Below are 21,869 nucleotides of genomic sequence, written 5' to 3'. Positions count from 1 at the left end.
TACATTCGCACAGTTGCGCTTCTCGGCCGCAACTCCCTTCCGCTCGCTACGGTTTTTGTCAGGCGTTGTTATTTAATGTGGAAACGAAATTATTGCATATCGGCCCAGTTACGCCTTGTTCAAATCGACAACAGTCTCCTCCATCCCGCGCCAGCGCCGCCAGCCCAGCGCCACGCAAGCGACCAGCAAGGCCAGCAGGCCCGCCACTTCATGGCGGATTTCATACAGCGAGGCGCCCATTTGATTAAGCGCAACAAAGCCCTGGATACCGGCCGTGGATGGCAGCAGCCAGCGCAGCCATTGCAGCACGACGGGCATGGACGACACGGGCCAGGTCAGGCCCGCGAGGAACAGCACGGGCATCGAGGTGGCGATCATCAGCTGCGTGCCCCGCTCGCGCGTGCGGAACAGCATGCCCAGCAACATGCCGAAGGCCGCCTCACACAGCGAGAACAGCACCAGCAGCAAGAGCATGCCGCCAAAGTTGCCGCCACGGGGGTAATCCTGGAACCAGAAGACAAAGCCGAAGAAATAGCAGCAGTTCAAAAACGCCACACAGGCAAACGCCAGCAGCATGCCCGCGTAGCCGCCCGCCGTGCGCCTGCCCGCCACGGGGAAGGCCTTGCGCTGGTACCAGGTGCCGAACAGCATGGTCATGCCGATCAGCAAAGTCTGCTGCACAATGAGAGTAGCCACTCCTGGCACGACATAGGCGCCATAGCCTTCCTTGACGTTAAACAGGGGCACGGCGTCGAAGGCGATGGGCGAGCGCTGTTGGTTGGCCTGGATGGTGGACGGCGTGCCCGCGCCCAAACGCTTGAGCTCAATACCGGCCGACACCGTGCCCACCACTTCGGCCAGCCCGTTCAGGGCCACCTTGTTCAGCATCAAATACAAGCCATTGCCCGCCACTTGCGCGTGGGCGGCGTGGCCAGCCAGCACGTCCGTCTGCAAACCATGGGGAATGATCAATACGCCCATGACCTGGTCGCGCCATAATAAATCTTGCGCGACGGGCAAGTCCGGCGTGACGGCGACCACGTGCAGCGACGGGTGGGCCATGGCGAAGCGCGTCAGCTGGCGCGACATGGCGCTGCGGTCCTGATCGACGACGGCAACGGGCACGCGCTGGACGATTTCCGTCGAATACGGCAACGGATAGAAGAAGGAATAGATGATGCCGCCGATAAACAGCAAGGTCAGCGCGCCCTTGTCCGTCAGCATGGCGCGCCAGGTGGCGACAAAGGCCGGCCACATCATGTGCGCCCCCAGGCCGCAGGCGCATTCGCGCGGCGCGCCAGCAGGAATACGCCCACGGCACCGCAGCCGATGGCGATGCCGGCCAGTATCAGCATTTCCTGCACGCCATAGCGCCATGGCGCGCCGGCCAGCCAGTATTTCGTTTGCAGCTGCAAATAATGCGTGAGCGGCAAGGCTTCCGCCCAGGCGCGGGCTGGCGCCGGCATGGCCATCAAGGGAAAGGCCTGGCCCGCAAACGCGAACGCGGGCGCCGTGATGAAGGCCGCGCCCGACAGGGCCAGGCGCAGGGACAGGGTGGCGGCGATCAGCAAGGTGGCCAGGCCGCAATACGCGAGCACCAGCAACAGCATGCTCAGCAGCAATGCCGGCAAGCTGCCCGCCACGGCCCAATCCCGCGCCAGGCTGAAGAACAGCAAGTACAGCAGCGCCAGCGCGCAGTAGGCGACGAGGGGGAACAGCAGCTTGGCGCCCACGGCGCGCAGCCAGCTGCCATGGGCCGAGGCCAGCCATTGCGGCACCGTGCCGTCGCGCAACTCGCGTCCGATACTCGTGACGACGGCGACGACGATGAAAATCTGCAGCATGGCCGGCATCAGCGCCAACGTTAAAAACGCTTCATAGCTGATGTTTTCGTTATACAAACTGTTCAGGGTCGTGCGTATCGGTTCGAACTGGGCCGCCGCCTGCACGCCCGACATACCCTTTTTCACCCGCGCCGTCATCTCGATGCCGGCCGACAAGGTCGTGCTGACCGTGCGCACGTCGCGCAGCAAGGCGCCCGCGTGCGAGGAAAACTGCGCGTTGTACAGCCATTGCACGGTGGCTTGCCGGCCGCCCAGCAGTTTCTGCTCGAAATCGTTCGGGATCAGCAGATAGCCGAACGCCGTGCGTTCGCGCAAGCGATGCAGGGCTTCATCGCTGGACGCCACTTTCGCCGCCACCTGGATGCCGGGCGAAGCGTCGAGCCAGCGCGTGAGCTGGCGCGACAAGGTGGAATTGTCGTTATCGATGACGACGATGGGCAAGTCGCGCGCGATGCCGGCGGAAAACACCAGCCACAGCATGCCGCACAGCACGACAGGAATCCAGCTGAGCATGCCGAAGTCCCAGAAGTCGCCGCGCAGCCGCCGCCACTCGCGTGCCAGCGCCGCCGGCTGCTCTTTGTCAATCTCGCTCATCGGCTATCAGAGCGGCGGGAACACGACCGACATGCCCGGACGCAAGCCTTCGACCTTGATGGCGGGACGCAGGCGGATTTCAAACGTGCGCAAGTCCGTGCCGCCCGGACGGGCCGCGCGCCACGTGGCGAAGTCCGGCAGCACGGCAACCGAACTGACCTTGAAGCTCAGTTGCTGTTTCAAGGCCGGCACGTTCGCCGTGTGCGTGCTGCCCATGGAAAACGCCGCCATCTCGTCTTCACGCACTTGCAGCACGGCCCAGGCGTCATCGAGGTTCACCAGGGTAATCACGGGGAAACCTTGCGGCGCCAATTCGCCCGGCTGGATCTGGATCTTGCTGACCTGGCCCGCCACCGGCGCGGCAATCTTCGTCTCGGCCAGCGCGATCTGCGCTTCCGTCAGCACGGCGCCCACCTGGCGCGCCTGGGCGGCGGCAGCCGTCTTGTCTTCGGGACGGGCGCCCTTTTGCGCCATGTCAAACTGGGCGCGAGCCGCTTGGGCCAGCTGGTCGGCGGCGCGCCATTGCGCTTGCGCCTCGTCACGTTTCTGCTGGGCAATCACGCCTTGCTCGAACATATTGTTGACGCGGGTATACGTGGTCTTGGCGATGGTGGCCCCCGTTTGCGCCCGCTCCCAGTTCGCTTTCGCAGCGGCAATTTCTTCCGGCCGCGCTCCCGCTTGCGCCTTGTGCGCCACGGCTTCGGCCGCTTGCGTGGCGGCCGTCGCTTGCGCGATCTTCGCATCCACTTCCGGGCTCGTCAGCTGAAACAGCAGCTCACCTTTCGGCACCGTCTGGCCCAGTTTGACGTACAGCTCGCCCACCCGGCCCGGCACTTTCGACGAGACATTGACTTCCTGCGCATCCATCTGTCCCTGCAAGGGCAGGCGTTGCGGCTGGAATGCCTGGTACAAGCCCCAGCCCACGAAGGCCAGGACAATGACGGCGGCGACTATGGCCAAGGGTTTTTTGGAGGTGCTCATTATTATTTGTCCACAGGTAATTGGATATCGGCCGCGGCCGCCAGGCTGCCCAGGCGCTGGGTCTCGCCCGTCGCTTCCAGCAATTGCGCCAGCCCCATCACATAGTTATAGGCCGTCTGCGCGCGCTGGGTTTCCACCTTCGCCAGGTTCAGGCGCGCGTCGACCACTTCCAGCGACGTCACTTGCCCTTGCTGGAAAGCCACGGTTTGCAGGCGGATATTTTCTCGGGCCAGCTCCACCGACGAGGCCGTGGACAGGTACTGGATACGGGCGTTTTCCAGCGCGCGCCAATTCTTTTCGATCAGGGTGGGAATGTCGCGCTCGGCCTGGCGCGCCACCACTTCCACCCGCTCCTGGTCCAGCTTGGCGGCGGCAATCATCTTGCCCGTATTGATGCGGTGCACGAGGGGCACGGACACGACCAGGCCGACGGCCCAGTTCGAGCGCACGAGCTTTTCATTGCCGCGGTTCAAATTGTAGTTACCGATGGCAAACACGGTAGGTGCGTATTCCTTGCCATGCAGCTTCAAGGCTTGCTCGGCCTGCACGCGCTTGCTGTCGATCTTCTTCCAGTTCGCATTTTCGCGCATACCCGTGCTGATGAACGATTGCAAGGTGCCAACCGGCAAGCTGTTGACGAACAGCGGCGTGCTGGGGCGCACTTGCGTATTGACGGCGAGCAAGCGGTCCAGCGCCACCTGGGCGATTTCCTCGTCGCTGCGCGCCTGCGCTTCATCGCTGCGGGCGCTGTCCAGGGCCACGTCGGCGCGCAAGCGTTCCGCGCGCGAAATCAGGCCGCCCTTTTCCAGCTTGGCCGCATCGCGCTGGTGCTGCGTCACGCCGGCGGTCACTTCGGCCCGCACGGCCACCACTCTTTTGGCCAGCAGCAACTGGAAATAGCGCTGCGCCACCAGGGTGGCCAGTTGCTCTTCCGCTTCCGTGCGCTCCGCCTGCGCGGCCAGGGTCAGGCTCGATGCGAGCCCCTTGACGGCGTCCAGGCGCCCGCCCGTGTAGATGGGCCACATGCCCAGCAAGCCGAACGAGGTCAGGTCCGTCACCACTTCGCGGTTGAGGGAGTTGGGAATATGCGGCGTGGGCAAGCCGGGAATCGGCGGCAGCACGGATTCGATGCCGCCCACCACGCCGGACAAGCCGCTCGTGTCGATACTCAAATCCGTCGACAAACGGCCGCGAAACGCCGTCAAGTCCACGGAAGGACCATCGATATTCGACAGCGCCTCCGCCTTGAGGGTTTTGGCGTGCACGTCGAGCGCGGCGCCCTGCACGGCGCCCGAAGCCTGGGCCGCCTGCTGCAGCGCTTCGTTGAATGTCAGCGGCGCGCCGGCCGGCAACTGCGCCAGGGCGGGCATGGCCGCGCCCAGCGCGCCCGCCAGCAATAATGATAAGTGTCCTTGCAATCTGCCCATGTAGCGTCCAGTCAATGAATGAGGGGAAAGCACGGGGTTGCCATGTTTATACTTTCACAATAGCAATTATATCTACGGATGTCTATTCCAGCCTGCACTATTGCCTACTGCGGCGGATACGCAAAAACGGGCGCCTCTTGCGGGGCGCCCGTTGAACTCAAGCAGCTACCCGGCGAATTACTTCTTCGCCTTCTTGCCGCCCTTCTCCTTTTCCTTTTCAAATACGGCAAAGAACTCGGACGCCATGTTGCGGATGGCGCGGCCGATGTTGGCGTAGTCGTATTCGTTCAGGTTGGCCAGCGACACGCGGCCGGACGGGTGCGTGGTGCCGAAGCCGCGGCCAGGCAACAGGATGACGCCCGTTTCCTCGGCCAGGCGGAACAGCGCTTCGTTGGGTTTGAGCTTTTTCAGCAGCCACTGCGAAAACTCCACGCCATGCATCTGCGCGGCCAGGGACTCCATGTCCAGCAGGTGGTAGTAGCGCACGGAATTGGCGTCATGCACCATCGGCAAGCCCAGTTCGCGGTACAGCGCTTCCTTGCGGCGCAGCACGATACGCTTCATCGACTGCTTGTACTTTTGCTCTTCATCCATCAGCGAGAACAGGGAGAACAAGGTCATCTGCGCCTGCACGGGCGTGGACAGGCCTGCCGTATGGTTCAGCGCCACCGTGCGGCTGTCGGCTACCAGGCGGTCGATGAATTTCAGCTCGCGCGGCTCCGTCGTGATCGAGTGATAGCGCGCATCGAGCTGCTTCTTGATGGTTTCCGGCAACTTGGCAATCTTGTCGTCGAGTACATTTTTTTCATGCGTGGCCACCACGCCCATGCGCCAGCCCGTCGCGCCGAAGTATTTCGAGAACGAATACACGAGGATGGTGTTGTACGGACACATGGCGAACAGCGAAACGAAATTGTCGGCAAACGTGCCGTACACGTCATCGGTCAGGATGATCAGGTCCGGGCGCTTCTTGATGATCTTGGCGATGTATTCCAGGGTGTCATCGTCGATCTTGACGGATGGCGGATTGCTGGGGTTGACGAGGAAGAAGGCCTTGACTTTCGGGTCCAGCAGCTTGTCCAGCTCTTTCTTTGTGAATTGCCAATTGTTCGATTGCGGCGCATCAATATGCACGGTGTTCAGCTTGTAATCATTGAGCTGGGGAATCTCGATGTACGGCGTGAAGATCGGCATGCCCAGGGCAATCGTGTCGCCTTCCTGGATGATGTGGTTCGATTTCAGGCTGGCGAACAGATACGTCATGGCCGCCGTGCCGCCTTCGACGGCGTACATGTCGAAGTTGCCGACGAACGGATGGTCACCGATCATTTCGCGGTGAATATACTGGCCGACGATTTTCTCGGACAGGCGCAGCATGCGGTCCGGCACGGGATAGTTGCAGCCGAGAATGGCTTCGCACATCTCGTAGATGAAGTCGCCCGCGTCCAGGCCCAGCTGGTCGCGCACATACGACATGGCTGCCTCGATGAAATGCACGCCAGGGTTGCCTTCATGCTTGCGCACGAAGATTTCGAAGCGCGCCTCGATGCCGTCGCGCGTGGGGAAGCCGCCCACGTCATCCATGTACACATAGGAACGTTCCGCTTCCGTCATGGCGAACTGGCCGAACTGGAAGAAGCCGTGGCGCGGCGTGGTGGCCAGGAAATTCGGGTTGCCGCGGCCCGCATTGAGCATCAGACGGTTGCTTTGCTTGGCCGTCTGGATCAGCGCATCCTTCAATTCGAAGGGGCTCAACAGCGCGAGTTTGCTTGGGTTACTGAAATCCATTTCAACGACTCCTTATCAACTGACAATATGGGAAAAGCCCCGCACAGGCGGCTTAGGTCCTGCAAATACGCCCGACTCAGACGAAGGCCACAATCAGCGGCCCCAGCAAGGTCAGGAAAACGTTGGCCAGGGCATACGTAATGGCAAACGGTACGGTGGGGATCGAGTTTTGCGCCGCGTTCAGCACTTCGCCGAACGCGGGATTGGCGCTGCGCGAGCCGGACAAGGCGCCCGCGAAGATGGCCACGTTGTCATAACGCAAGATGTAGCGGCCGATCAGCATGGTCAGAATCATCGGCAGGATGGTCACCACCACGCCCACGCCAAACAGGGTCAGACCGTGTTCACGCACGGTTTGCACGGCTTGCAGGCCGGACGTGAGGCCGACGACGGCAACGAAGCCGGCCAGGCCCAGGTCTTTCAGGATTTGCACGGCGCCGCTGGGCATGTAGCCAAACGTCTGGCGCTTGGCGCGGAACCAGCCGAATACCAGGCCCGACAGCAGCACGCCGCCGCCGCTGCCCAGCGTCAGCGGAATCGAGCCGATGCGCGCCACCAGCAAGCCCACGAGCAAACCGACGACGAGGCCGGCGCCCATGTAGACGAAGTCCGTCTTGGCGCTCGGCACGATCATGTAGCCCACTTCGGCCGCCACGCGCTTGACGTCCTGCTCGGCGCCGTAGATGGTCACCACGTCGCCCGTCTGCACGACGGTTTCCGCTTGCATGGGCAGAATCTTGCCCATGCGGCTCAGTTGCACGACAAAGATGCCGTGGCGCACACCCGGCGCCGTGGCGCTGCGGATTTCGCCCACCGTCTTGTTGTGGTAAGCCTTGTTGGTCAGCACCATGTCGCGGCGCTGCATCACCAGTTCCATGCCTTCGACTGCCAGCAATTCCTTGCCCAGCTGGGAAGACACGCTGAGCATGGCTTCGCGGCGGCCCACCAGCAGCACGATATCGTCGGCCGCCAGCACCAGGTCCGGGCTGACGTCGATGATCTGGCCATTGCGTTTCACGCGTTCGATGGTGATGGCCGTGCTCGGATGGGCGCTTTCGATGTCCGCCACGGAGCGTCCGGCGCCCGGACCCACGTCGTAGATGCGGCCGATGAGGTCGGGCGCGGCCGGCGTCTGGCCCGGCCCCAGCACTTGCACGCCCGCCTGCAGCGCCGTTTCCGCCTTGATCGCATCTTCGCGGATGGTGCGTCCCATGAGTTTCGGCAAGATATTGACGCAGACGATGATGGCGCCAAACGAGCCGAACACATACGTCACGGCATAGCCGACGGCCACGTTGCCCTGCAGGCGCGCCACTTCGTCGGCCGCAAGGCCCAGCTTGGTGATCGCGTCGCCGGCCGTGCCGATGATGGCCGACTGCGTCAAGCCGCCCGCCGCCACGCCGGCCGCCAGGCCCTTGTCCAGGCCAAAGACCCTGGCCAGGATGACCACCGTCAGCAGCGCCGTCACGGCCAGCACGACGGCCAGGATGATTTCGCGCACCGACTGGCGGCCCAGGGAATTGAAGAATTGCGGCCCGCTTTCATAGCCGACGGCGTAAATGAACAGCGCGAACAGCACCGATTTCACGCCGGGATCGATGGCGACGCCCACCTGGCTGACGAGCACCGCCACCAGGAGTGAACCGGCGACCCCGCCCAGCTGAAACGAGCTGAACTTGATCTTGCCGATGTAGTAACCCACTGCCAGGGAGAGAAACAAGGCAATTTCAGGCGACTTCTTGAATAACTCATGCAACCATTCCATGCGGACCGCCTTTCGTGTTGAAGGAATTCTTTACTGCGTTTGCCCTTGCTGGCTGCTCATGCGTGCACCGACCCTGCCAGGGCCACGATCAGCGGCCCCAGCAGGGGCAGCACCACGTTCGAGATGGCATACGTAATCGTGTAGCCCAGCAAGGGCGTGGAATTGCCGGCCGCATTCTGCACGGCCGACAGGGCCGGCGTGCTGCACTGCTGGCCGGCGATGGCGCCCAGCAGCACGGGCGCTTCCAGCTTGAGGAAAAAGTGGCCTACCAGCAGCGACAGCGAGGCGGGGATGACGGCGATCAAGACCCCCATCAGCGGCAAGGACAGGCCGTACTGGCGGATCAGATCGATCGCCTGCGGCCCCGACGCCAGGCCCACGCAGGCGATGAAGGTGGCCAGACCGATATCCTTCATCATGTCGAGCGCGCTGGAGGGGATACCCTGCATGCCCGGTTTTCGCGCCTGGTACCAGCCGAACACAAGGCCCGTCAGCAAGGCGCCGCCGCCCGTGCCCAGCGAAAACGGGATGCCGCCCAGCTTGGCGGAAAAGCCGCCGATATACACGCCCAGCACGATGCCGATGCTGGCGTAGACGATATTGCTGCGGTCGCCCGTGGGCACGCGCTTGCCGATGGCGGCCAGCGCCGTGTTCAGCTCGCGCCCTTCCGTCGTGCCATACAGGCGCAGCACGTCGTCGCGCTGCAGGGCCAGGTCCGGCAAGGGCGGCATGCTGTGCTCGCCACGAACGACGGCCGCCACGTGCACGCCGGAGGGCAAGGCCAGCTGGCGCAAGGGCTGGCCCACCAGCGCGGCTTGCTGCAGCACCACTTCGACGGCCGAGACCGCCATGTTCAAACCCGTCGTATCGGCAAATTCCTCGCCCAGGATGGCTTCGGCCGCCACCAGCGCGGGACGGTGGCCGATCACCAGCACTTCGTCGTTATTGCGCAAGCGCAATGCCGGCTCCAAGGGCAAGACCTTGCCATGCCGGCGCACGCGCGTGATGCTGGCGCGGCCCGCAAAGATATGCTGCAAGGCGTCGAGGCGGCGTCCCGCGCCGCGGCTGATGCGGTAGGCGCGCCCCACCATCTCCGGCGTGGCCTGCACGCCATCGCCGTCGGTCTGCGCGCCGCCCATCTTTTCCCACAACTTATCGGCTTCTTCGCGCAAATTGACACGCAGCAACAGCGGAAAAATCTGGCTGGTGACGATGACGATGGCGATCAAGCCGAAAATGTACGTGATGGAATACGCGGTGACGACGTTGGCCTGCAGCTCGGCGATGCGGGCGGCCGGCAGCGCCAGCTTCGAAATGGCGTCCGTGGCCGTGCCGACGACGGCCGACTCCGTCGCCGCGCCCGCCATCATGCCGGCCGCCGTGCCCTGGTCCAGGCCCAGGAAGCGCGTGGCCAGCAGCACCAGCGCCAGCACCACCACCACTTCGATCAGGCACAGCAGGCCCAGGCGCAAGCCCTTGGCATTCAGGTTGGCAAAGAACTGGGGACCGCCCGCATAGCCGAGGGCAAAGATGAACAGCATGAAGAAGACATTCTTGACGCTGGCGTCCAGGGTGATGCCCAGCTGGCCGATCAGCAGCGCGGCGACCAGGGTGCCGCACACGCCGCCCAGCTGGATGGGGCCGAAGCGTATCTGCCCTGCCGCGTAACCGAGCGCCAGCGCCAGGAACAGGGCCAGTTCCGGCACCTGGTGCAATACGGACGTGATCGAATCGAGCATGGACGAACCTTCGAAAAGATAACGGATGGTGACAAGGGGACAGCGCGTTCGGCGGCTGGCGGCAGCTGGCTGTGGAACGGGCGCACGGCTCCCGCACGACACCTGCGGCAAGCGCTTGTGCTGGGAAAAAGTTGCAACGTGGAATTATGTTCGGCGAAAATTTAATAAGTGTCAACAGGTGTTCTGTTGAACTCGCTTTGCGCTTCATCAAACATCGGGCGCACGATTGAAGCCACTGTTTGACATTGATCAATAAGATTATTAGTAATGTTTGGGACGATACCAAAGTGCCTTGCGCGCCAGCGGCGTCTCCTCGGGCAAGTCGGGATTGGCCAGCTCCAGCACGTGGCGCCGGGAAAGCTGCAAGCCATCCGCGAGGCGGCCGAAATGGCGTTGGAACAGCTGCGCGAAACTGCCATCGGCGAGCATGCTTTCCAATCCCCTTGCAATGTGGCGTGCCAGTTCCGGCCTGTGCTTGCCGACAAAGAAGTACAGCGCGGCCGGGTAGCGGATGACCAGGTAGGCGTCGAGCGCCAGCGGCAAGTGCGCATGGCTGGCCAGTTCGCTTTGCGCCTCGATTACGGAACGGGGAAAGTAATCGATGCGCCCTGCCGCCAGTTGCTGGAACAGGCCTTCGTAGGTACTCGAGGTATCGAGGCGCAAGCCATTCGCCTGCAGGATGGCGGAGTCGGGCCAGTCGCGCATCTGGCCGGCCGACAGCCGCGCCAGGGCGGCGATGCTGCGCACGCCGCGCAGCAGTTGCGGCTGGCGAGCCTGGATCAGGGCCACGCGCCAGCCGATCAGGCCGCGGTCGATGGGGATGCGCACCGGCAACAATTGCGTTTCGCGCGCGCGGCTCGTCATGGCCCAGACGACGTCGACACCGCCCGACGCCATGGCGATTTCCTGCATCGCGCGCGTCTGCGCCATGCGCAGTTCGGAGCGGCGCAAGGCATACGCCTGGCCCGAACGGGCCAGCGCCTGTTGCAGCAAGGCCGTCACATAGCCTTGCTGCGGATCATAGAGCGCCTGGTGGCGCGGATATACGAGCGGCAGCGGCGGCGGCACCGCGCCGGCGGCCGCGCCCAATGGCCACAGGGCGGCAAGCTTGAGCAGGGGGCGGCGCTGCATGGCCCCTCCTTTCCAGCGCTGTCATAGCGTTCTTATCAGAATGACAGTATCGCGCAGCAGGGCACGCTTGTCGACTGGAATACGGCAACTGTGTACAAAACAACAGCACTTTCAAGGTGACCCGCAGGGCTGGGGATTAATCCAGATCAATAAAACCGCAAATACAAAATAAATCTTGCGTGCTGCTCTGGACGGCATGCGCATGGCTCGCCTACGCTGTTTTTTTATCTGAAAAACAAGAGGAACCCATGCAGACAGCACGCTTGAATATTATCGGAATGGATCATGAAGGCTGCGCCGACAGGCTGACGGGCGCGCTCGAAGCCGTCACGGGCGTGGCCACCGTGTGCGTCTCGCTGGCGCGCCACGGCGCCACGGTGCAGTTCGACGAACGGCTGGCCACGCAGGAACGCCTGCTGGCCGCCGTCAATGACGCCGGCTTCATGGGCGAGGCGACGGATGAAGAACAGCTGGCCTCGTGCAGCGGCGCCTGCGGCCACTGCCGCCACTGAGCGCCCGCCCTCCCTTTCTCCGCTCAGCCTTCGCGCGCGCCCCGGTCGCGCAGATGCGCCAGCACGCGGCGCGGTCCCAGCGCCTGCAGGTCGAATGGCGGCAATTCGATGGCATCGAGCGTATTCTTGAACAGCAAGCCCAGTTCCGTGTCGCCTTCCAGGCTCAAACGGCGGCTGAAGAACAGCGTGTCCGGATCTTCCTGGCGCCGCGCCAGCAGCATCAAATCATGCACGCTGGCGGCGATGCACAGGTCCGGCACGTCCGCATAGCGCTCCGCCACGAACACAGTGCCCTGCCACTCGAAATCGAAGGCGATGCCCGCGTCCAGCAGCCGCAAACGCAAGCTGCGCCCTTCCAGGCTGCGCCGCACGTCGTCGGGCAATTGCGGCGCCAGCAGGCGGTTCAAGCCCTGCACGAACAGCCAGGAGGCGGGATACGGGGGCAGCTTGGACAGCAATTCGGCCAGCGGTTCCGGCAGCCGGTACGACACTGCGGGCTTGCTCATGCCGGGCCGGGCGGGGACCGGCGCCGGGACGGGCAATCTTTCCAGTTGATCTTGCATGGTGCTTCCTTTCGAGGCGTTCAATGGGCGGCGTGCTGTTCCATGCCGGGCTGGCCGTGCCAGTAGCCGTCGCAGGCGCCGGCCGGCTGGCAGGCCGCCAGCTGGGCCTGGGCGCCGATGCCGCTGACCTGGCCGCGGCGGGCGCGGTCGAAGATGGCGATGACTTGTTCCGTATGCATGGCCTGCGGGCTGATGCGCGCCACCGCCACGCCCATGTCGCGCATGGCGTCGAGTTCGCGCACCAGGTTGTAGACGAGCGCCGACTGCGTCTGCGTGCCATTCAGTACGAGGAAGGGCACTTCGTCGCGCGTGCGCAGCAGCAGGCCGTCCGGCTCTTCCAGGCAGCTGTAGCCGCAATCGTCCTTCGGCAGGTTGCGGTTGCGCGCCGTGAAGCAGCGCGCGGAAAACGCCAGCGGCATGCGGCCGTAGGCAAAAACTTCCGTCTCCAGCCCTTCCGGCTTCTGGCGCTGCATCTCGGCCAGCGCCGTCTGCCCCATTTCCAGCGGCATCACCCAGCGCCGCGCGCCCAGGCGCGCCAGCAATTGCAGGCTGGGGCCATTGAACAGGTTCAAATGGGGACCGGCGACGAAGGACGTGCCCGTTTCCATGCAGTGCACGGCGCCCATGTCGTTGGCCTCGACGCCGTAGCGGCCATTGCCCGTGATGCGGCGCAGGGTCGCCAGTTCCGCGCCCGCCTCGATCAGCGCCTGCGTCGACAGCACCACTTCCTTGCCGGCGGCGGCCAGCATGTCGGCGATATCGAGCCAGTCGGCCAGACGCACCTCATGCCGGCGCGAGCACACGGTCTCACCCAGGTAGACGATATCGACGGCGGTGCCGGCGATCTGCTGGTAAAACTCGAAAACGGTGGCGCGCGGCCAGTAGTACAGCAAAGGGCCCAGTGAAAGCTTCAGCATGTTCATCCTTTATTTCCAAGATCTGTGGTAGGCGCCCAAGGTGTGCTGCTGGCCTTCGGCCAGCTTGTCCATGGCCGCCATCCAGCCCGGCTTGACGGCGTAGCGCGCATTGCCTTCGCGGCAGGCGTCGATCGCTTCGCGCCACACACGCGTGACCTGTGCCACGTACGCGGGGCTGCGCTGGCGCCCTTCGATCTTCACGGCGCGCACGCCCATGGCGATCAATTGCGGCAGCAGCGCCAGGGTGTTCAGGCTGGCCGGTTCCTCGATCGCGTAATACTCTTCGTCGTTGACTTCGAAACGCCCCTTGCACAGGGTGGGATAGCTGGCGTTTTCGCCGGGCGCATAGCGGTCGATCAGCACACCGTTCAGGCGCGATTCGAGCCCGTTCGGCGTTTCCAGCCAGCGCACGGATTTCGCCGGCGAGCACACGCCGTGGGTGTTCGGCGCCTCGCCCGTCGCATACGACGACAGTGCGCAGCGCCCTTCGACCATCACGCACAGGCTGCCGAAGCCGAACACCTCGATCTCGACTTCCGTCTTGGCGATCAGTTGCTCCACCTGCGCCATCGACAGCACGCGCGGCAGCACGGCGCGGGCGATGCCGAAGTGTTCATGGTAAAAATTGATGGCTTCGTAGTTGGTGGCCGAACCTTGCACGGACAGGTGCAGGCGCAGCTGCGGGTGGTGCTGGGCCGCATACGCCATCAAGCCCGGATCGGCCACGATCATGGCGTCGATGCCGGCATCGGCGGCGCGGTCGATGGCGCTGCGCCACACGGCCCAGTTGTGCGGCTGCGGATAGGTGTTCAGCGCCAGCAGCACCTTGCGCCCATATTGGTGGGCGTAGCGCACGCCCTCGGCGATAGCCTTCTCGTCGAAATTGAGGCCGGCGAAATTGCGCGCATTGGTGGCGTCGCGAAAACCCAGATAAACGGTGTCGGCGCCATTGTCGATGGCCGCTTTCAAGGCTGGCAGGCTGCCGGCGGGGCAGACCAGTTCCAGCGGTCCGGCCACGCGGGTGGCGGTGGTTGATTCAAGCATCATGGTGTTCACAGTCCTGTATCGGCTCAGGGTGCAGACTATAGCCCCGCCCAGGCTGCCCAGTCCTTGACGCAGGTGAAGGAATGCATGCATGGCTGGTGCGCGTTCAACTTGCTTGACCTGGCTGTAAAATGCCCTCCTTTTCTCCCTCTTCGATTGCCCGCCATGCCCCGCAAACCGCTGCTGATCTTTCTGCTCACCCTGTTCCTCACCGTGCTGCAGGTGCAGTGGGCCGCCCCCACGGAAGGCTACGACGCCGAGGCGCTCTCCGTGCTGTCGCCCGAAGTACTGGGCGCGTATCCGGGCGTGCTGCTGCTGTTCCTGCAAGCCGTCTTCGCGCGCCGCGCCATGCCCGTGACGCGCCAGGCCGCCATCTGCACGGGACTGCTGGCCGTCTACTGGCTGCTGGCCAACTACGTCACGTTCGACGCGCGCGTGGCCAGCTGGAGCACCTTCTCGGCGCGGGAAATCTGGGCGCACGTGCTGCCCGCCTCCATCCTCAGCATCGCCGTCTGCGGCGCCGCCTACTTCGCCGCGAGCGCCTTCATCCTGCGCCAGGGCCGCCTGAAAAAGTAAACGGGGGCGCTTTTTTCACCTGCATCAAGGATTCGTCATGCCACTGCACGCGCCCTTTGACGCCACTATATTTAGTGATTAATCTCCATAAAAACACCGCATGTTGTGTTTATTGGAGGTTTCATGACGACGAATGCAGTTTCCCCCACACGCGGCCAGGTCGATGTCGCCGCGTCCATCAATGAATACCTGGACCGGCGCGACTGGCGTGTCAACGCCAACGCCAACCAGGGTTACTCGCTGGGCGGCCTGATACTCAATGTGTCGGGCAAGGTCATCGCCAACTACTGGCTGGACCAGGTCTATCCGCCGGACGTGGGCGCGGCGCACCGCGAAGCGGCGCTGCACATCCACGACCTCGACATGCTGGCCGGCTATTGCGCCGGCTGGTCGCTGCGCACCCTGCTGCACGAAGGCTTGAATGGCGTGCCGGGCAAGATCGAGTCCGGTCCGCCGAAACACATGTCGAGCGCCATCGGCCAGATCGTCAATTTTCTCGGCACGCTGCAAAACGAGTGGGCCGGCGCGCAGGCGTTCAGCTCCTTCGACACTTACATGGCACCCTACATCCGCAAGGACAGCCTGCGCTACGAAGACGTGCGCCAGTACATGCAGGAACTGATCTTCAACCTCAACGTGCCATCGCGCTGGGGCACGCAGACGCCGTTCACCAACCTCACCTTCGACTGGGTCTGCCCGGACGACCTGCGCGAGCAGATTCCCGTCATCGCCGGCCAGGAGATGGACTTCAGCTATGGCGAGCTGCAGGCCGAGATGGACATGATCAACCGCGCCTACATCGAGATCATGATGGCGGGCGACGCCAAGGGCCGCGTCTTCACCTTCCCCATCCCCACCTATAACATCACCGAGGATTTCGACTGGCATAGCGAGAATGCCGAACGCCTGTTCGAAATGACAGCCCGCTACGGCCTGCCCTACTTCCAGAATTTCATCAATTCGGAACTCAAGCCGAACATGATCCGCTCCATGTGCTGCCGCTTGCAGCTGGACTTGCGCGAACTGCTGAAACGGGGCAATGGCCTGTTCGGCTCCGCCGAGCAGACGGGCTCCCTGGGCGTGGTGACGATCAATTGCGCGCGCCTGGGCCACCTGTGGCGCGGCGACGAGCCAGCCTTGATGGCCGACCTGGACCGTCTGCTAGAGCTGGGCAAGACCAGCCTGGAAATCAAGCGCCGCACCATCGAGGAATTGATGCAGCAAGGCCTGTTCCCCTACACGAAACGCTATCTGGGCACCCTGCGCAACCACTTTTCCACCCTGGGCGTGAACGGCATCAACGAGATGATCCGCAATTTCAGCGGCGACGCCTATGACATCACGACGCCAGAAGGCCACGCGCTGGCCGTGCGCCTGCTCGACCACGTGCGCGCCCGCATGGTGGCCTTCCAGGAAGAGACGGGCCATATGTACAACTTGGAAGCGACGCCGGCCGAAGGCACGACGTACCGCTTCGCCCGCGAAGACCGCAAGCGCTTTCCCGCCATCCTGCAGGCGGGCACCGCCGACAACCCGTATTACACGAACTCGTCGCAGCTGCCCGTCGGCCACACCGACGACCCGTTCGAGGCGTTGGAATTGCAGGACGCGCTGCAGCGCAAGTACACGGGCGGCACCGTGCTGCACCTGTACATGACGGAAGCGCTGTCGGACGCGAACGCCTGCCGCGAACTGGTAAAACGCGCGCTGAGCCGCTTTTCGCTGCCCTACATCACCGTCACGCCCACATTTTCCATCTGCCCGCGCCACGGCTACCTGGCCGGCAAGCATGAATTCTGTCCCACCTGCGATGCGGAGCTCATTGCCCGCAAGCAAGCCCAACCTGCTCCATCACTTGAGGAAACGCCATGAATGCACGTCCCGACTTCACTCCCGCCATCACCCTGCTCGATACGGAACGCCAGCGCTGCGAAATCTGGACCCGCGTGATGGGCTACCACCGCCCCGTCGCCTCGTTCAACATCGGCAAGCAGGGCGAATTCCACGAGCGCCAGTATTTTACGGAAGCGAGCGCCCGGGTTGGCCAGCCCGCCTGCCATGGCGCTTGAACTGAAAGTGGGCGGCCTGACGCCCTTTTCTGCCACCGACTATCCCGGCAAGCTGGCGGCGGTGGTGTTCGTGCAGGGCTGTCCCTGGCGTTGCGGCTATTGCCACAATCCGCACCTGCAGACGCGTACGCCTGAAGGCGCCATGCCGTGGCAAGACGTCCTGACCTGGCTGCGCCGCAGAACGGGCCTGGTCGACGCCGTCGTCTTCAGCGGCGGCGAGGCGTGCATGGATCCGGCGCTGGGGCGGGCCATGCAGGACGTCAGGGAACTGGGTTTCGGCATCGGCCTGCACACGGCCTGCATCTATCCGCAGCGTCTGCAGGAAGTGCTGCCCCTGGTCGACTGGGTGGGTTTCGACATCAAGGCGCCGTTTGCCGACTATCGACATGTGACCCGCGTGGCCGGCAGCGGCGACCCGGCGCGCGCCTGCCTGGACGCCATCCTCGCCAGCGGCGTCGCCTACGAATGCCGCACCACCACCCATCCGGACCTGCTGCCGGACGAGCAGCTGCTGGCCCTGGCCGCCACCCTGGCCGCCAAAGGCGTCGATAACTACGTGCTGCAGCAATTTCGCGCCGAAGGCTGCGCGGATGCGGCACTGTCCGGGCGCCCCCTGCACGGCTATCCGGCAGCGCGCACGGTGGCGCAAATCGGCGCCATGTTTCCCCGTTTTACATTCCGTAATCATGGCAGTTGAGCCGACAAGCAGATTATTTCGGAAAGCCCCGCAAAATTCCCCGTTCTGCAACGCTGAAATGTCTTGCGTGCTGTAATGTATCGACTGTGCTGCGCACCACGCGCAGCCCGTCAGATTCCTCACACCGCATTACAGATAAGCGTCATCCATGAACGATTTCACCGCAGCCAGCCCAGGCACCCCTTCCACCCATGCCGACATCCTGTACGGCCCGCCGCGACCGGATTTGCTGCGCGAGGAAGTGCTGGCCGACCTGCTGGAAGCGACGGCCCGCCGCTGCCCGCAGCAAATCGCCCTGATCGATGGCGCGCGCCGCATCACGTATGCGGAACTCGATGCCCAAGCGGGCCTGGCGGCGTCGCGCCTGGTGGCGGCCGGCGTCAAGCCCGGCGACATCGTGGGCCTGTGGCTGCCGCGCGGCGCCCATTTGCTGCTGATGCAGACAGCCATCGCCAAGGCTGGCGCCGCCTGGCTGCCCGTCGATGAAGACACGCCCGTCGAGCGCCTGCAAGTGTGCCTCGATGACGCCAATGGCGCAGGCGTCATCAGCTGCGCGCAGTTTGCACCGCGCCTAGCGGAGGCCAGCGTGGGCCGCCCCGTATGGACGGCGGAAAGCCTGCTGGCGCCCGCCGCGCCGGGCGAAGCGCTGCCCGCGCGCGGCGCCGTGCTGCCCGAACACCCAGCGTACGTGATCTACACGTCCGGCTCCACGGGCAAGCCGAAGGGCATCCTGATCAATCAACGCAGCATCTGCCACTTCCTGCGCAGCGAAAACGCCGTGCTGGAAGTGACGCAAGACGACATCGTCTACCAGGGCTTTTCCGTCGCCTTCGACATGTCGTTCGAGGAAATTTGGATCGCCTACCTGGTGGGCGCCACCCTGTGGCTGGGACCCAAGGATATCTCGGGCGACCCGGAAGCCTTACCCCGCGCCCTGGCAGAGAACAAGGTCACCGTTTTGCACGCCGTGCCGACCTTGCTAGCCCTGTTCGCCGAAGAAGTACCGAGCCTGCGCCTGATCAATCTGGGCGGCGAGATGTGCCCGGAGTCGCTGGTCGAACGCTGGTCGCGCCCGGGCCGCGCCATGTTCAACACCTATGGGCCCACGGAAGCCACCGTCTCGTGCAGCCTGGCGCGACTGCGGCCCGGCGAACCGGTCACCATCGGCACGCCGCTGCCCAACTATGGCTTGCTGGTGCTGCAGGTGGCCGAAGCGGGAGAAAACCGTCCCCTGGCCCTGCTGCCAAGGGGCGAGACGGGAGAATTGTGCATCATCGGCCCCGGCCTGGCCGAGGGTTACCTGGGCCGGCCCGACCTGACGGTGGAAAAATTCCTGCCCAATCCCTGGGCGACCAGCGACGATGACGCGCGCCTGTACCGCACAGGCGACCTGGCGCGCATCGATGCGGACGGCCAGGTGCTGTGCCTGGGCCGCGCCGACGACCAGGTGAAAATTCGCGGCTTCCGCGTGGAGCTGGGCGAAATCGAAGCCGTGCTGGCGCAGCAGGCGGGCGTGGGCACGGTGGCAGTATTGCTGCGCAAGGACGACGGCATCGACCAGCTGGTGGCGTATATCGTCGGCAGCGACGAGGCGCCCGAGGATGCCCTGGCGGCAAAAACACTGCGCGCTGCCCTGAACCTGCATTTGCCGCCGTATATGGTGCCGAGCCGTTTTGAATTGCTGCCGCTGATGCCGCGCCTCACTTCCGGCAAGATCGACCGGAAAGCATTAAAGGCCATGCCATTGTCGGCGCCGCCAGCAGGCGAGGCGGGCGAATCGGACGTGCCGGAAACGCCGGCCGAAGCGGCCCTGTTCGCGGCGCTGGCCAAGCTGTTTCCCGGCCAGGCGATCTTGCGCCGGCTGGATTTTTTCAGCGACCTCGGTGGCCACTCCTTCCTGGCTGCGCGCCTCGCATCCGCCCTGCGCGCCGATCCGGCCTACGCCCACATGACGGTGCGCGATATTTACCAGAACCGGCAGATCGGCAAGATCGCCGCCGTGCTGGGTGAAGCGCCCGCGCTGGCCACGCCGGAAGCGGATTGGACGCCGCCATCGACCTGGAAACGCTGGCTGTGCGGTGCCGCGCAAGCGGCGGCCGTGCCTGGCCTCGTCACCCTGCGCATGGCGCAGTGGATGGCGCCGTTCTTCACCTATCACTTCTTCACGGGCGACACGGGAGACACCGTGCCGCGCGCCATCGCCGCCTCGATCGGCGTGTTCCTGCTGGCGACCCTGGCCGAATTTGCCATTGCGATTGCCGGCAAGTGGCTGATCGCCGGGCGCTTGAAGCCGGGCAACTATCCGCTGTGGGGCGTCACCTACTACCGCTGGTGGCTGGCAGACCGCCTGGTCGAATCGGCGCCCGCCTACCTGCTCAGCGGCTCGTCCCTGAACAGTTGGTGGCTGCGCGCGCTGGGCGCCAAGGTGGGCAAGGAAGTCGTCATCGGCTCGATGACCCTGCGCGCGCCCGACCTGCTGGCCATCGGCGACAACGTCAGCGTGGGCAATGCCGTCAACTTTGAAAACGCCAGGGTCGAGCGGGGCCGCCTGTTGCTGGGCCAGATCCGCATCGGCGACGATGCCTGCATCAACTCTTACGCTATCCTGGAAGGCAATACCAGCGTGGGCGCGTTTGGCCACCTGGAGGGACAATCGGCGCTGGCCGATGGCGCGGCGGTGCCGGCCGGCAGGGTCTGGACTGGCTCGCCCGCGCGCGATATCGGCCCGTTTGACGTGGCCAGCCAGCCGCCGCGCCCCGCCGTCTCGCGCCTGCGCCTGACGGGCGAAACCCTGTTCTTCTGCTTTGGCATGGTCCTCATCGCCGTGCTGTTCTTCATGCCCGTCTTCCCCAGCTTCGTGCTGATCGACTGGTTCGACGAGCGCGAAATGATGCCATGGCTGCAGGGCCGCGACGTGACGACCCAGCTGGCCCGCTACTTCCTGCTGGCCTTCCCCGCCAGCGCCGTGCTGATCGTGCTCACGGCCCTGCTGTCGGCCGCCATCCGCTGGGGCGCGCTGCCGCGCCTCAAGCCGGGCATCTCGCCCGTGCACAGCAATATCTATTGCGCCAAGTGGCTGGTCAGCCATATCCAGGAATCGAGCCTGAACGTGCTGCACGGTATTTACGCCACCGTCTACGCGCCGTACTGGTACCGCCTGCTGGGCGCCAAGGTGGGCAAGGGCGCCGAGATTTCCACGGCGCTGGGCGTGGTGCCCGACATGCTGACCCTGGGAGACGACACCTTCATCGCCGACGCCGTCATGCTGGGCGACGAACAGATCGACGGCGGCTGGATGACCATGCGCCCCACCGTCATCTCGCACCGCAGCTTCGTCGGCAACGGCAGCTATATCCCGGATGGCACCGTACTGCCCGAACACGTGCTGATCGGCGTACACACGCACGCGCCGCGCAATGAGCAGATGCACAGCGGCGACACGTGGCTAGGCTCCCCGCCCATGCACCTGCCCGCGCGCGAACAAGTCAGCGGCTTTGCCGAACACCTGACGTTCAAGCCATCGCTGTTGCGCCGCCTGGGCCGCAGCCTGATCGAAGCGTTCCGCATCGTCGCGCCGCACGCGGTGGTGATCGCCGTCGGCTATACCCTGGTGCTGGACGTGATGCCGATCGCGGGTGCCGGCCGCTGGGGCGAAGTGGTCAGCGACCTGGCCATCGCCGGCCTGGCCTACGGCATCGGCAATTTTTTGGTGGTGGTGCTGTTCAAGTGGCTGCTGCTGGGACGCTACCGCAAGCACGCAGCGCCCATGTGGACGCCGTTCGTGTGGATTTCGGAAGGCGTGACGAATCTGTACGAAGGCATCGCCGTGCCCAACTTCATGCGCTACCTGCGCGGCACGCCGTGGCTGCCTCTCGCCTTCCGCCTGTTCGGCTGCAAGATCGGCCGCGGCGTCTACATGGACACGACCGACATCACGGAATTCGACTGCGTGCACATCGGCGACTACAGCGAATTGAACGCCCTCACCTGCCCGCAAACGCATCTGTTCGAAGACCGCGTGATGAAGATCGACCACGTGGAAATCGGCCAGCGCGTCTACATGGGCCCGCGCAGCTCCGTGCTGTACAGCGCCAAGGTGGGCGACAATGCGCGCCTGGGGCCATTGACCCTGGTAATGAAGGGCGAGCATATCCCCGCCGGCAGCAACTGGGCGGGCTGCCCGGCCGCGCCGCTGCGCAGCTGATCGCAGTCGATGAATCGT

Annotated in this window: 17 protein-coding genes; 6 read left to right on the top strand and 11 right to left on the bottom strand. The window is 64.3% G+C overall.

The window, feature by feature from the left end; translation table 11 throughout:
* Positions 1–108: 108 nt before the first annotated feature.
* From OX459_RS23220 to OX459_RS23185, 8 genes are all read right to left on the bottom strand, one after another.
* Complete coding sequence (locus tag OX459_RS23220) at positions 109–1,260, bottom strand: ABC transporter permease (protein WP_289906705.1); 1,152 nt, start codon at positions 1,258–1,260, stop codon at positions 109–111.
* Complete coding sequence (locus OX459_RS23215; protein ID WP_289906704.1) at positions 1,257–2,438, bottom strand: ABC transporter permease; 1,182 nt, start codon at positions 2,436–2,438, stop codon at positions 1,257–1,259. The genes OX459_RS23220 and OX459_RS23215 overlap by 4 nt, the downstream gene beginning before the upstream one ends.
* A 6-nt stretch (positions 2,439–2,444) precedes the next feature.
* The gene (locus tag OX459_RS23210) at positions 2,445–3,419 is read right to left on the bottom strand and encodes an HlyD family secretion protein (RefSeq protein ID WP_251351118.1); all 975 of its coding nucleotides are present in this window, start codon (positions 3,417–3,419) and stop codon (positions 2,445–2,447) included.
* Positions 3,420–3,421: 2 nt separating this feature from the next.
* Positions 3,422–4,846: a TolC family protein gene (locus OX459_RS23205; protein ID WP_251351117.1), complete on the bottom strand. Its 1,425-nt coding sequence runs from the start codon at positions 4,844–4,846 to the stop codon at positions 3,422–3,424.
* A 177-nt stretch (positions 4,847–5,023) separates the two neighbouring features.
* Positions 5,024–6,634: a bifunctional aspartate transaminase/aspartate 4-decarboxylase gene (locus OX459_RS23200; RefSeq protein ID WP_099664621.1), complete on the bottom strand. Its 1,611-nt coding sequence runs from the start codon at positions 6,632–6,634 to the stop codon at positions 5,024–5,026.
* 76 nt (positions 6,635–6,710) lie between these two features.
* Positions 6,711–8,399, bottom strand: coding sequence for an aspartate-alanine antiporter (gene aspT, locus OX459_RS23195; RefSeq protein ID WP_289906703.1), 1,689 nt, complete (start codon positions 8,397–8,399; stop codon positions 6,711–6,713).
* 56 nt (positions 8,400–8,455) lie between these two features.
* On the bottom strand, positions 8,456–10,138 hold the full coding sequence (aspT, locus tag OX459_RS23190; protein ID WP_099664623.1) for an aspartate-alanine antiporter: 1,683 nt from the start codon (positions 10,136–10,138) through the stop codon (positions 8,456–8,458).
* A 261-nt stretch (positions 10,139–10,399) separates the two neighbouring features.
* Complete coding sequence (locus OX459_RS23185; protein ID WP_289906702.1) at positions 10,400–11,269, bottom strand: transporter substrate-binding domain-containing protein; 870 nt, start codon at positions 11,267–11,269, stop codon at positions 10,400–10,402.
* A gap of 248 nt (positions 11,270–11,517) precedes the next feature.
* Between OX459_RS23185 and OX459_RS23180 the strand changes: the two genes are divergently transcribed.
* Complete coding sequence (locus OX459_RS23180; RefSeq protein ID WP_077402408.1) at positions 11,518–11,781, top strand: heavy-metal-associated domain-containing protein; 264 nt, start codon at positions 11,518–11,520, stop codon at positions 11,779–11,781.
* 23 nt (positions 11,782–11,804) lie between these two features.
* On the opposite strand, the gene OX459_RS23175 is transcribed toward OX459_RS23180, so the two are convergent.
* The 3 genes from OX459_RS23175 to OX459_RS23165 are packed head-to-tail and all read right to left on the bottom strand — an operon-like array spanning position 11,805 to position 14,305.
* Complete coding sequence (locus tag OX459_RS23175) at positions 11,805–12,344, bottom strand: SCP2 sterol-binding domain-containing protein (RefSeq protein ID WP_289899053.1); 540 nt, start codon at positions 12,342–12,344, stop codon at positions 11,805–11,807.
* Positions 12,345–12,364: 20 nt separating this feature from the next.
* Positions 12,365–13,261: a U32 family peptidase gene (locus OX459_RS23170; protein ID WP_289906701.1), complete on the bottom strand. Its 897-nt coding sequence runs from the start codon at positions 13,259–13,261 to the stop codon at positions 12,365–12,367.
* A gap of 9 nt (positions 13,262–13,270) precedes the next feature.
* Positions 13,271–14,305, bottom strand: coding sequence for a peptidase U32 family protein (locus OX459_RS23165; RefSeq protein ID WP_289906743.1), 1,035 nt, complete (start codon positions 14,303–14,305; stop codon positions 13,271–13,273).
* A gap of 165 nt (positions 14,306–14,470) precedes the next feature.
* On the opposite strand from OX459_RS23165, the gene OX459_RS23160 reads away from it, so the two are divergent.
* The 5 genes from OX459_RS23160 to OX459_RS23140 all read left to right on the top strand — a co-directional run bounded on the left by OX459_RS23160 (position 14,471) and on the right by OX459_RS23140 (position 21,851).
* Entirely contained in the window at positions 14,471–14,881 is a 411-nt protein-coding gene (locus OX459_RS23160) for a hypothetical protein (protein ID WP_289906700.1), read from the top strand.
* 123 nt (positions 14,882–15,004) lie between these two features.
* Positions 15,005–16,753 (top strand): ribonucleoside triphosphate reductase, encoded by a 1,749-nt coding sequence (locus tag OX459_RS23155; RefSeq protein WP_289906699.1) that lies wholly within the window; start codon positions 15,005–15,007, stop codon positions 16,751–16,753.
* Positions 16,750–16,950 (top strand): anaerobic ribonucleoside-triphosphate reductase, encoded by a 201-nt coding sequence (gene nrdD / locus OX459_RS23150; RefSeq protein ID WP_092610345.1) that lies wholly within the window; start codon positions 16,750–16,752, stop codon positions 16,948–16,950. The genes OX459_RS23155 and nrdD overlap by 4 nt, the downstream gene beginning before the upstream one ends.
* A complete protein-coding gene (locus tag OX459_RS23145) occupies positions 16,940–17,647 on the top strand; it encodes an anaerobic ribonucleoside-triphosphate reductase activating protein (protein ID WP_289906698.1) in 708 nt (235 codons plus the stop codon). The genes nrdD and OX459_RS23145 overlap by 11 nt, the downstream gene beginning before the upstream one ends.
* 148 nt (positions 17,648–17,795) lie before the next feature.
* A complete protein-coding gene (locus OX459_RS23140) occupies positions 17,796–21,851 on the top strand; it encodes a Pls/PosA family non-ribosomal peptide synthetase (protein WP_289906697.1) in 4,056 nt (1,351 codons plus the stop codon).
* Positions 21,852–21,869: the final 18 nt, after the last annotated feature.

Source organism: Janthinobacterium sp. SUN026, assembly GCF_030397625.1.
GTDB lineage: Bacteria > Pseudomonadota > Gammaproteobacteria > Burkholderiales > Burkholderiaceae_D > Janthinobacterium > Janthinobacterium kumbetense.
Note: the sequence above shows the minus strand (reverse complement) of the source record. Positions and strands in the feature narration are given on the sequence as shown.